9 protein-coding genes are annotated in these 11,559 nt (G+C 70.3%); 2 read left to right on the forward strand and 7 right to left on the reverse strand.

Annotated elements, in window-relative coordinates; translation table 11 throughout:
• Positions 1–142: 142 nt before the first annotated feature.
• Entirely contained in the window at positions 143–697 is a 555-nt protein-coding gene (locus FB465_RS33470) for a thioredoxin family protein (protein ID WP_145796619.1), read from the forward strand.
• Positions 698–823: 126 nt separating this feature from the next.
• Here the strand turns inward: FB465_RS33470 and FB465_RS33475 are convergent, their stop codons facing one another.
• From FB465_RS33475 to FB465_RS33505, 7 genes are all read right to left on the reverse strand, one after another.
• Positions 824–1,189 (reverse strand): MmcQ/YjbR family DNA-binding protein, encoded by a 366-nt coding sequence (locus FB465_RS33475; RefSeq protein WP_145796622.1) that lies wholly within the window; start codon positions 1,187–1,189, stop codon positions 824–826.
• 179 nt (positions 1,190–1,368) lie between these two features.
• Complete coding sequence (locus tag FB465_RS33480) at positions 1,369–2,820, reverse strand: cytochrome P450 (RefSeq protein ID WP_145796624.1); 1,452 nt, start codon at positions 2,818–2,820, stop codon at positions 1,369–1,371.
• A gap of 138 nt (positions 2,821–2,958) precedes the next feature.
• On the reverse strand, positions 2,959–3,576 hold the full coding sequence (locus FB465_RS33485) for a GTP-binding protein (RefSeq protein ID WP_145796626.1): 618 nt from the start codon (positions 3,574–3,576) through the stop codon (positions 2,959–2,961).
• On the reverse strand, positions 3,557–3,916 hold the full coding sequence (locus FB465_RS33490; RefSeq protein ID WP_145796628.1) for a DUF742 domain-containing protein: 360 nt from the start codon (positions 3,914–3,916) through the stop codon (positions 3,557–3,559). The genes FB465_RS33485 and FB465_RS33490 overlap by 20 nt, the downstream gene beginning before the upstream one ends.
• A 64-nt stretch (positions 3,917–3,980) precedes the next feature.
• Positions 3,981–4,388, reverse strand: coding sequence for a roadblock/LC7 domain-containing protein (locus FB465_RS33495; protein WP_145796630.1), 408 nt, complete (start codon positions 4,386–4,388; stop codon positions 3,981–3,983).
• On the reverse strand, positions 4,385–5,941 hold the full coding sequence (locus FB465_RS33500) for a sensor histidine kinase (protein WP_145797751.1): 1,557 nt from the start codon (positions 5,939–5,941) through the stop codon (positions 4,385–4,387). Before FB465_RS33500 ends, FB465_RS33495 begins: the two co-directional genes overlap by 4 nt.
• Before the next feature lie 468 nt (positions 5,942–6,409).
• Positions 6,410–7,765, reverse strand: coding sequence for a diacylglycerol/lipid kinase family protein (locus FB465_RS33505; RefSeq protein WP_246193038.1), 1,356 nt, complete (start codon positions 7,763–7,765; stop codon positions 6,410–6,412).
• A 274-nt stretch (positions 7,766–8,039) separates the two neighbouring features.
• Between FB465_RS33505 and FB465_RS33510 the strand changes: the two genes are divergently transcribed.
• On the forward strand, positions 8,040–11,543 hold the full coding sequence (locus FB465_RS33510; RefSeq protein WP_170290753.1) for an NACHT domain-containing protein: 3,504 nt from the start codon (positions 8,040–8,042) through the stop codon (positions 11,541–11,543).
• The last annotated feature ends 16 nt before the right edge of the window (positions 11,544–11,559 follow it).

An 11,559-nucleotide genomic window follows, 5' to 3' on the forward strand; every position in this document is an offset into this window, starting at 1 on the left:
GGACCAAGGCGTTGGGCCACGCGGCCCGCACCGCATCGCGGCGGGTCAGGCCTGCGCCTCGGAGCGGTGGCCTGTCGCTCCCGCCCCGTCCGGCGGACGAGTCCTACGATGACGACACGTCCGCGCAGACAGGATCACGACAATGGCTGCATCCTCGACCATGGTCCCCCTCGGGACCCCCGCCGCCGACTTCTCGCTGCCCGCGCTCGACGGCCGGACCGTGGCGCGCGACGACTTCGCTGCCGCTCCGGCCCTGCTGGTTGCGTTCCTGTGCAACCACTGCCCGTACGTCAGGCACGTGGAGCACGCCTTCGGGGAACTGGTGAACGAATTCCCGGATCTCGCGGTGGTGGGGATCTGCAGCAACAGCCCCGAGATCGTGCCCAGCGACGGCCCGGACGGGTTGCGCGCACAGGTCGCACGAACCGGCTGGGCCTTCCCCTATCTCATCGATGGCGATCAGTCCGTCGGCCGTGCCTACCGTGCCGCCTGCACACCGGACTTCTTCCTCTTCAACTCCGAGCGGGAGCTGGCCTACCGGGGTGCGATGGACGAGTCGACTCCCGGTAACCGCAAGCCGGTCACCGGGAACCTGCTGCGCGGGGCGATCGCTTCGGTGCTGGCGGGCAAGCCGGTACCGGAACCGCATCGAGCGAGCATGGGCTGCTCCATCAAATGGGCGACGGGTCACGACTGAGCAGCGCTCGGCTCGTCCCGGGCCTTCCTGGGGCCCGGCCCGGGACGGGCGGGGGAGCGGAAGTTCCACACGAGGGGTCAGTGGCTAGCACTGCAGGCGTCGCCACCCGGTCGTGATGGAGTCGGGTCAGGCCTGAACGGCCCCACCGGGGCCCAGCGGGATGAAGGCCTCCACGAGGTGCTTCGGCGCGGCCTGCTTCCAGGAGTCCACCAGAATGTCGTACAGCTCGGCCATGTCCTCCAGAGTGCCGAGTCGCACGCGCACCCAGGCGGAACTCGCCTCGTGCGGCGGCACCCAGAACTTCTCCGGCTCAGCAGCGATCAACTCCGTCCGGTCGTGCTTGGGGCACCGCACGGCGAAGGACGTCTGATCATCGGGGACCGTGATGAACATCTTCCCGGCCACCCGAAACGTGGGCATGCTCCACGCCTCCTTCTCGGCGGTCTCCGGGAGGGACAGCGCGATACGGCGGACATCATCGGCATCTATCACGGTCACCACATTAGACGGGTGGCCGAGAGCAACCCTGGGTGTCCCCACAGCGCAGCCACGTCCTGGAGCTGCCCGGACCGCACGCAGGCGGGAATGTGCGAGACGGGGGCCGTGTCAACGGCCCCCGTCGTCGTGGGTCGCTCTGTCGTGCGTGACGGTGCGATTGGCGGCCGCCGCCGTCAGCGCCGGAACCTTCCGGTCAGGATGCTCCACCAGCCGCGCCGCTGCCGGGGGATGGTGGCAGTGGCGGCCGGGCCTGCGGGCGCCTCGGTCGGCTCGGCCTGCGGGGCGGCGGGCGGTGCGGGCGGCGTCGCCGGCGGTGTCGTGGGTGCGGTACCTGCGGCAACCGCCGCCTTCCCCTCGGGCTTCGTCCGCGGGGTGAAGTGCACCGGAAGCTCGACCAGGTGCCGGGAGAGCCAGGCCGAGGTCCAGGTCAACTCGTCCTCGGGAATGGCGAGCTGGAGGTCCGGCAGACGGGTGAGCAGGATGTCGATGCCGGTCTCCGCGATGGCCCGGCCGATGTCCTGGCCGGGGCACTCGTGCGGGCCACCGCCGAAGGCCAGGTGGGAGCGGTTGCCGTGGAGCGGCTTCGACAGGTCGGGACGGACGGCCGGGTCGACGTTGCCGGCCGCGAGACCGAGCAGGAGCATGTCGCCGGCCTTGATCTGCTGGCCGCCGAGTTCGGTGTCGCCGGTGGCCCAGCGGCCCGCGACCAGCGACATCGGAGCGGAGTCCCAGAGGACCTGGTCCAGGGCGTCGGGCAGCGTCATGTGGCCGCCGGACAGGTGCGCGCGGAACCGCCGGTCGGTGAGGACCATCTTCAGGGTGTCCGCGATCAGGTTGACGGTCGTCTCGTTCGCGGCGAGCAGCACCACCCGCAGGTGCTCCAGCACCTCGTCGTCGGTGAGCCCGGCGTCGTGCTGCATCAGCCACGAGACGAGGTCGGCGCCGGGCGCCACTCGCTTGCGGTCCATCATCCGGCGCAGCGTCGCCACGACGTAGTCGTTGCTCGCGATGGCCGTCTCGGTGCCCTTCATCAAGTCCCGGGCGGCTTCGACCAGTCGGGGCCCGTACTCGTCGGGCATCCCGACCAGCTGCGTCATCACGAGCATCGGCAGGTGCTCGGCGAACTGGGCCACCAGCTCGGCCTGGCCGGTGGGCCCGAAGTCCTGGATCAGCTGGTCGGCGAAGCGGGTGACGTACCGGCGCATCCCGCGCCGGTCGAAGCGGTTCAGGCTGTCGGTGACCGCCACGCGCAGGCGCTTGTGCTCCTCGCCGTCCGCGAACACGCACAGCGGCTGCCAGGCGATCACCGGCATCAGCGGGGAGTCCGGGGTGACCAGGCCCTTCTTGAACGCCGTCCAGCGGCGGGAGTCCCGGGAGAACCGGGAGGGCGTGCGCATGGCCGTGAGGTTCGCGGAGTGGCCGAGGATCAGCCAGGCCGGCAGGTCACCGTGCAGCAGCACGGGCGCCACCTCGCCGTGCTCGGCGCGGAGTTTCTCGTACAGGCCCGCCGGGTCGGCCTCGGCCTCCGGCCCGTAGAGCCGGCGGAGGCCGTCGGCGCCGAGCCCGTGGGCGGGGCAGCCGGGCGGCGGGGTGAGGGAGGCGTCGTCAGGGAACGGGGTGGTCACGGTATCTCCGGGGTCAGCGTGAGGCGGTCGTCGTGGGGCAGTCGTCGTGAACGGTCATCGGGGGCGGTCGGTGCGAGGGAGCCGTCGTGCAGCGCTGGTCGGTCGTGAGAGGACCGATGGCGGCCGACGGTGGTGCGGTCACCGCACGGGCGGGGCCGAGAGGTTGTGCAGGTAGCGCATCAGGGCCATCAGGACGTCCCGGCTGGACTCGCGGGTCCGGGCGTCGCACGCGACGATCGGCACCTCGGGGGGCAGGTCCAGGGCGGTCCGCAGGTCCTCGATCGGGTAGGTCGGCGACTCGGGGAAGGTGTTGGCCGCGACGACGAAGGGCACGCCGCGGTCCTCCAGCCGCCCGATCACGTCGAAGCTGACCTCGAGCCGGCGGGTGTCGACCAGCACGACCGCGCCGAGGGCTCCCTCGAACAGGCCGTTCCAGAGGAACCAGAACCGCTCCTGCCCGGGGGTGCCGAACACGTACAGCACCAGTTCGTCGCTGATGCTGATCCGGCCGAAGTCCATCGCGACCGTCGTGGAGGTCTTGCGTTCGACCCCGGCGATGTCGTCGATGCCCGCTCCGGCCTGCGTCATCGTCTCCTCGGTGGTCAGCGGGCGGATCTCGCTCACGGAGCCGACCAGGGTCGTCTTGCCGACGCCGAAGCCGCCCACGATCACCACCTTGACCGCCATGGTGGCCGAGGCCGGGAGCAGGTCCGCGCTCTGCGGCCCCATCACCAGCTCAGAGCTTCTGAAGTCCATGCATCACCGCCTCCAACAGGGCACGGTCGGGAAGGATCGCCTTCGGGACGGAGGCACGGGCCTCGATCCGTTCCTCGGCGAGGAGGTCCGCCAGCAGCACGGTGACCACGCTCATCGGCAGCCGCAGGTAGGCGGAGATCTCGGCCACGGACAGCGGAGAGCCGCAGATCCGGAGGATCGCCGCGTGCTCCGGCTGCATCGTGGGTTCCGGTTCCGAGCGGGAGACGATCAGGGTGACCAGGTCGAACGTGGTCCGCTCGGCCAGACCGCTGCGGCCGCGCGTGATCACATAGAGACGTTCGGGGCTGTCTTCCTCCCAGTCCTGGTCGGCTGCGCTCATGTGCCCGCCTCGCAGGGCTCGGCGAGCTCTTCGCGCACGGGTACCGCCTGCATGGTTCGCTCGCTCACGCGACCTGCTCGCCGTTGCGCGGAGGTGTGCTGAGATGTGCGCCGATCCGGGCGACCAGGTCGCGCATCCGATGGCCCATCAGTCCGGCGTCGACGCCTTCGTCGGCCAGCACCGCCAGGTAGGCTCTGGCGCCGGCCGCCATCAGGTAGAAGAAGCCGCCGCTCACCTCGATCACGACCAGCCGCATCCGGCCGTCGCCGTGCGGGAACTCGTGTCCGACCGCGGCGGCCAGGCTCTGCAGGCCGGCGCAGGCGGCGGCGAGGCGGTCGGCGGTGTCGGTGTCGGTGCCGTACTGGGCCATCCGCAGGCCGTCGGCGGAGAGCACGACGATGTGGCGGGTGTGCGGGACGCCGTCCGCCAGCTCCTTGAGCATCCAGTCCATGTTGGTCCGCTGCTGAATCACTGCTCACCCTTACCTGACGAATCATCACTGGTATGGCCGGCCGCACCGGTGGACGGCGCGTGGCCGTTCACCCCCTCGTGGAACGCGGCCAGCCACATACCGGGCTGTACCGGCTCCTGGGCCGGCTCGGGGACCCTGGAGGGCTCCGGAGCGCCTGTCCGGGAGGGCATGGCGTGGCGGCGGCGCTGCGGCAGGCCGTTCGTGGTCGGCTCGCTCACCCCCGGAATCTCGCTGTCGGCCGGGGCCCGCTCCGGAACGGCCCCCGGGGAGGACCTGAAGGACGACCCCGCGGAGGTGGCGGTTATCGTCCTCGACCCCCACGGCCGCGCTCCGCCTGCCGACCGGGGAACGGTGGCCGGGAACGGCCGGGGGCTGGAGGCGCCGATGCCGTGGGCCCGGCCGGTCGCGGGCGCCGTGGTGATGAGGTCCTGCGGCACGATCAGCACGGCGCGCACGCCGCCGTAGGCGGAGGGCCGCAGCGAGACCTGGAAGCCGTACGCCTGCGCGAGGCGGCCGACCACGGCCAGGCCGAGCCGGGGGGTCTCGCCGAGGTCGTTGAGGTCGATGCCGGCCTGGGCCTCCTTGAGCATCCGCTCGGCGCGGGCCCGGCCCTCCTCGCTCAGGCTCAGGCCGCCGTCCTCGATCTCGATCGCGATGCCGGTCTGCACCTCGACGGCGGTCAGGTGCACGTTGGTCTGCGGCGGCGAGTAGCGGGTCGCGTTGTCCAGCAGCTCGGCGAGCGCGTGGATCAGCGGCTCGGCGGCAGGGCCGACGACGGCGACCTCGGACACCGGGTGCAGTTCCACCCGCTGGTAGTCCAGGATTCGCGAGATGCCGCCGCGCAGCACGCTGTAGAGCGGCACCGCCTTGCCCCACTGCCTGCCGGGGCGGGCGCCACCGAGGACGGCGATGCTGTCCGCGAGGCGGCCGACCAGCGCGTTGCCGTGGTCCAGACGCAGCAGGTCGTCGAAGACCGCCGGGTCGTTGCCGTGCCGGTCCTCCATCTCACGCAGGTCCTGGGCCTGGCGGTGGACGATGGCCTGGACGCGGCGGGCGATGTTCACGAAGGCCCGCTGGGCGGACTCGCGCAGGCCCTCCTCGTTGTCGACGGCCTCCAGGACGGTGCGCAGCACGGCCTGCCGGGCGGCCTGGAACTCCGGGCCGACGACGCCGTCGTGGGACTCGTACGTCTTCAGCACGTCCTCGGTGAACTCGCCGCGCTGGAGCCGGGCGACCGCCTCGGGCAGGGCGACCCTGGCCAGCTGGACCGTCGCGGCCTCCTGTCGGGCCAGCCGGTGGCGCAGCTCGCTCTCCTGCTGGGCGTACCGCTCGCGCAGCGCCGCCAGCGCACGCCCGCGGCGCGCCGCCTCGGTGGCCACCACGGCCACCGCCGCGGTGCCCACCACCCCGCACCAGACGACTCCCGCGCGGGCGCCGGTGGAAGCCACCGACGCGGCGACGACAGCGGCGGCCGCCGTCATGACGGTGGGCAGCAGCCACACGAGAACGGGAGCGGAGCGCCGGCCTCTCGGTGACGATCCAGCACGAAGCATCAGCATCCTCAAACGATCGAAGTACGGAAGGGCGGACGGGGGACGGCTCCGGCGGCGTGGGAGCTGTGTTTCTCGTGTGTCCCGATGCCCGCGCCGGTCCTCTCCGACCTGGTGCGATGGGGTGCAGTGGGCTGAGCCGGAAGTAGCATGACCGCTTTCGGAGTTGTCTGACGAAACATCAATAACACTGCAGCGCAGCCGATTTGATGCCTTCGTCTCGGACAGCGCTGGCACCAGATCTTCGTCGCCCCGGGCTTGTTGTGCAGGTTTCTCGGGCTCGGTTCGCCCATGAGAGGGGTCTGTCCGAAAAGTGCCACGCGGCGCGGAGGGTTCGTGGTAGGGCGGGATCCGCGGCCTGGCTGAGGCGCGTCTGTGGCGGGCGCCGGGTAGAAGCGCAGGAACGGGGCCGGGCAGGTCCACAGGCCACCGGTCGAGCGCGTACGTCTCCGTGCGCCGGCCGAAGGGGTGCTATCCGGCGGGTCGATCCTCGGCGGTCGACGCCGACTCAGGCCGGCTGAGAGCCAGCGCAACGATCACGCGCCAGTGCAGAGGTGGACCGGCGGTCCGGGAGCCGGGTCGATGCGTGGGTACCAGGACCCGCAGCGCCCGTGGGCGGATGTCGCACGTAACGGGGGTGGGCAGGTGCAGCGCCTCGCCGTCGACGGCGACCGGGATGGTGTCCGCATCGGAGTCGACGGTGACCTGGGGGGATGTCAGAACGTGCAGGCTCGTCGCACGGGTGCCCAGGATCGCGATCTCGGCTGCCTGGGCCGCGTTGTTCACCCGTACGCCGACGACGCCGAGGGTTCCGAGATCGAGCCGGGGCCTGCGGGCGCCCGCGGCCATCGGGTCGGGGCCGGCATAGGGGTTGTTGCTGACCAGGAGTGCTTGCTCGGACGTCAGCCGGGCGCGGTCCGTCACCGCGTCGAGCTGGTGGCCGGAGTACCCGAGCAGGAGGTCGGGCAGTGCGTCCAGGACGGTGCTCGCCTTGGTGTCGCGGTATTCGGGGCGCTGCACGACCTCTGCGTAGACCCCGAACGAGACCGTGTTGACGAAGGCCCGCCCGCCCACCGCTCCCAGGTCGACACGCAGTTCCTCCCCGTCGGTCAGCGCGTCCAGGGAGCGGGCCGGGTCCTCGCGATCCAGGCCCAGGTCCATCGCGAAGTGGTTCCGGGTGCCCGCGGGAACGACCAGGAACGGCAGGTCGTGCTCGGCCGCGACCCCGGCCACCTGGGCCTGAGTACCGTCGCCGCCCGCCACCCCGAGCAGGTCCGCGCCCCCGGCCACCGCGCGACGGGCGATGTCGGCGACGTCCGTCTCGACGGACGTGTCCAGCAGCACGACCCGGGCGCCGAGCGCCTCGGCCTTCTCCACCAGTCCGAAACGGCCGACCTTCCCGCCGCCGGACTTCGGGTTCATGATCAGTACTGGGTGCTCGGGGAGGGCGCACGCGACCGCGGGCATGCCGTCGCGCTGCCGGACCAGGCGCAGTGCCGACCGCGCGCAGGCCACCGCTGATCCCATGAGGGCGATCGCTGCCAACGCGGCCGGCCACACGTCCGCCCGGGCGTAGAGCACCACGACGGTCACGGGTGCGGCCACTGCGAGCAGCGTCCCGGCGACACGTACGGCCCCACGGTACGCAAGCGCCCACCACGCCCCGGCCGCCGTGACCGCCAGGCCCGTCAACCCGATCGCGAGGATCAGCAGACCGCCCGGCCCGCTCACGGCAATCAGCGCAGCCACCGCACCCAGCACGCACGCCAGCGCCAGCCGGGCCAGCAGGCGAGCGCGCCCCGCCGCGCGGGAGATGGTCGATGTCACCGCACTCCCTCCGATCTACTTCGATGATGACCCGCCGACCGCCCGAGCGGGTGTTCACCAGCGCCGCCGGTCGGGGAGGGCGAGGCACCGCGGCCGGCCGCGACAGGCACCGGGGTACGGCCGGTGGATTCCGGGCCGCGGACCGGCCCGCGGTGTCATCCGACTGGCGGCGCCGCGTGAGTGACGCCTAGTCTGAAATTAACGGCAGAGATCGCTTTCAGCATTCATCGTGTGGACCGGGGTATCGAGTCCCATGCGACAGAGGGAGCGGGACATGCGTCGCGCATCCGGTATTCTCCGCATCAGAATCACTCTGAAGAATCCCGACCTGCCGGCTTCCGGCGTGTTCCGGCGGAGCTGGGCTCGGTTACGCTGGCCGTTCATCTCTTTCGGCAGGGAATTCCGCTCCGTCTGGCTGCTGACCAGGGGGGTTTGTCCGGAAAAACGCTGGTGGTCCCCATTCCCGAGGACTTTGGGACTCACGTTCGCCTGGCTCCTGGCGCTGGGCCTCGTCTTCTGGTTTGTCAAAGCCGCCGTAGCGGTCTTCGGACCAGGGGACCTGATCTGGCCCACCTGGCCCTGGAGCTTCGCCCCGGACAGGAGCTGCACGTCCTCGTCGTATTCGTGCGGTGTACTCACCAGCACCGTTCTTCCCGTTCTCACTCTCGCCCTGACCACCGTCTTCTTCATCGTGTGGCGATTCCGGTCGGTCCGGTCGTTCTACATGCGCAAGGCGAAACACGAACCGCGCGTTCTGGTCGAGACGGCCGGCAGCATCATGGGTCATGTCGTGGGACGCGATCAGCTGTGCAAGGCGCTCATGGACAACATGCGGGACGGTACGGCCCGCCGCCCCCATGTGGTCGTCGGTGCGATCGGGACGGGCAAGACCGCACTGGTGGTGCGCCTCACCGAGATGCTGGCCAGGAAGGGGGCGTTCCCGGTTCCGATCCGGCTGCGGGACGCTCAGAAGGACCTGGACTTCCTCGATCTCGCGTACGCACGTTTCAGCAGTGTGGTGGAGTCGAAGACCCGTTCGGCGGCCGAAACGGAGAAGGTCTGGCGGTTGCTGCGACGCCACGACAAGATCGTCGTGCTCGCGGACGGCCTTGAGGAAGCCCTGTCCGGTAAGAGCATGGTGGCCGACCGGGACAACAAGATCCGGAAGGCGATCCGCGCGGCGGGCGAGGCGCGGCTGCCGCTGGTCATCACCTCCCGGCCGCACGACCCACTCCGGGCCATGGAGGCCGCCGTCACCGAGCTGGAACCGCTCAGCGAGGATGCCGCACTCGAGTACATCGCCGAGAACGGCAACTGGCGCGCCAGCAGGCAGGACCTCGACCGGATCATCGAGATCGCCAATGTCACCGAGTCCCCGCTGTATCTGCAGATCGCGAAGGACCTGCACCACAGGAATCTGCTGAAACAGATCTGGATCGGCGGCGACGACGGAGGTGGAAATGTCGTCGACCAGAACATGTGGGAGATGAAGTTCGACCTTCTTGAGGCCTGGGTCGAAGCCCTCATCGGGAGAGAGCTGTATTCCGAGCTGCCACTGAGCCGGGATGACCGACGGGTGGTGATGGAATACCTCAAGGCGCTGGCATGCATCGGACTGAAATGCGACTCGGCCGCGGTGAGTTTCGACGAACTCGAACCCGGCTCGAATCCAGCCATATTCAAAAGACTGGAAGGCAAGAGAAAAGGAAGCGCGATCGACGTTCGGCTCGCCGCGACCTGGGGCACCCGGATGGGAATCGTCGAGGAGGCCGGCGAGTACGTGCGCTTCCAGCACAGCATCATGCAGGCGTACCTGGGTTCCCAGTACCTGGGCGCGGTTCTGAATCGACACGACCAGGCCGATGCGCCGCCTGGATGGGAATCCACGTCCTCGGCCGGGGACTACTTCCCGGCCGCACTGCAGAACCCAGGGCGGGAGATGCTCATCTCCCTGGTCTTCCACTCGCGCTCGCTGAAGGAGAAGGCACAGTGCACCTGCCTGACCCCGGGACAACCGGATCCGCGGTGCCCGATCAGAGTCATCCGGAACCTCCTCCTGGACGAAGCCGACCAGGCGCTTCTCCAGGACGGTCGCATCCGGCAGGAGGGCGGCTGCCCGGAGGTGGGCCGCGAGGTCCGTACGCCACACGCCAAGGTGCTGGACATGTACGGTGCCGCCCTGGACGTCGACAGCGTCGACACCCAGCCCGATCCCCGCGCCATCGCCGAGTCACTCCACGGGCAGTGGAACAAGCTTCAGGAGCGGGACCCGCAGCGGCTCCGGGCGGCCAAGCTGTCCCTGGTGCGGCGCTTGGGCGCTGCCTCACGACGTGCGGCCCTGAACGGCGGCGAGCCGGCCTACGATCTCCTCTTCGCCTTCGCTCTTGAGGAGCCGGTTTACCGGGTGCGGATCGCTATCGCGCAGGAAATCGGGGCCGGCGGGGACAAGGCCTTCCTGGCACTGCGTGGCGAGCTCGGGGCGCCGACCAGCACGGTCACCGGCGAGGGGGCTCGCAACTCCAACACCGAGACCGCGGCCGAGCCGGTCCCGGGGCTGGTCACGGGACAGGGCGGCGAACGTGAGCGCCGCAAGCAGGAGCGGGCGGTCGCGGCTGAGCGGCTGCAGGGCGAATGGGACCTGGAGGAAGGGGAGTGCCTGACGGAGCGCAGCCTCTGGAACCGCAACACGATGAGCGCACGACTCATCCCCATGCTGGTGGATTCCGTTTCGATGGCGCACCACCTCGGCACTCCCTACGACAACCTCGGCACTTGGCTGAGCACGCTGGCCTCGGCCCCCGGTGGTGAGGAGCTGCCGGACCCGGTCGGGAGGCGGGGACTGGAGGTGGCCATGGCCCATGGCTTCAAGCACTCGGCCAACCGTCGGCTCCGTCAGTCCTCGCAGCGGGAGTCCCGGGACTTCCTGATCGCACAGGCCACGGAGATGCTGAAGGCCAACAGGTTCTGGTTCACCAGGCTGACTCTTCTGCAGGCGCTGACCCTGTGGGCCCTGCCGGACGACATCACGGAGGAGCGGCTGCCGCACGGGCCTGGGGCTCACCCGAAGGAGCTGGTCCGGCGGTGGCTGGAGCTGCCCTCCCATGAGAGCGAGCATCCGTTCGTGGAGGCGGCCGAAAAGCTCGCCGTCCGGGCATTGGAGACCCGGCATCCTGAGCGGTTCCTGTGGATGGACGAGGCTTGTGTCGCCTCCCAGGTGGGATCCGAGCCGGGGTGGGCGGGTGAGCCCCGCCGGCACAATCTCTGGATCCCCCCTTCCACCGGCTGGAGCACACTGGACCCCGCCGCGCAGCAGCTCCTCGCCGACGTGATCATGCTGATGACGCTCACCGAACGGGCGGACCGCCCGCGGGAGCTCTTCCGGCGCTTGGCGCTGGCCGACGCCTCTCCGTCGAGACTCCCGCCGTGCCTGACCCACGACCGCACCACACTGGATCCGACCCGGACGACCGCCCACGCGATGTCGACGCCGTCGAAGTCGAACTGTGCGGACAACTGCCCGTTCACCTTCTGCCCCAGCCCGCCGAAGATTCCGGACCTGCGAGTGGAACTCAGCGAGGTCTTCTGCATGAACCAGCATGCCCTGCTGGGGCGGTGGCAGCCTCGGGCGTGGAGTCAGCTCCGCTTCCGGCGCAAGGCCCGGTGGCAGCGCAAGACGTCCGCCATGGAGCTTCGGCAGTTCTGGGGGCAGATGGGAGCCCGGGCCCGGGACATGCCCCGGCAGGAGGTGACCCCGGCCCGGCATCGCCCCCGGCGGTGACGGAGGACGTCGGCGG

The sequence above is a fragment of the Kitasatospora atroaurantiaca genome, assembly GCF_007828955.1.
GTDB lineage: Bacteria > Actinomycetota > Actinomycetes > Streptomycetales > Streptomycetaceae > Kitasatospora > Kitasatospora atroaurantiaca.

Bases quoted from the DNA above. Each gene is read 5' to 3' on its own strand.
- FB465_RS33470 (WP_145796619.1), top strand. From the start codon at position 143: ATGGCTGCATCCTCGACCATGGTCCCCCTCGGGACCCCCGCCGCCGAC.
- FB465_RS33485 (WP_145796626.1), bottom strand. From the start codon at position 3,576: ATGGACTTCAGAAGCTCTGAGCTGGTGATGGGGCCGCAGAGCGCGGAC.
- FB465_RS33490 (WP_145796628.1), bottom strand. From the start codon at position 3,916: ATGAGCGCAGCCGACCAGGACTGGGAGGAAGACAGCCCCGAACGTCTC.
- FB465_RS33500 (WP_145797751.1), bottom strand. From the start codon at position 5,941: ATGCTTCGTGCTGGATCGTCACCGAGAGGCCGGCGCTCCGCTCCCGTT.
- FB465_RS33510 (WP_170290753.1), top strand. From the start codon at position 8,040: ATGCGTCGCGCATCCGGTATTCTCCGCATCAGAATCACTCTGAAGAAT.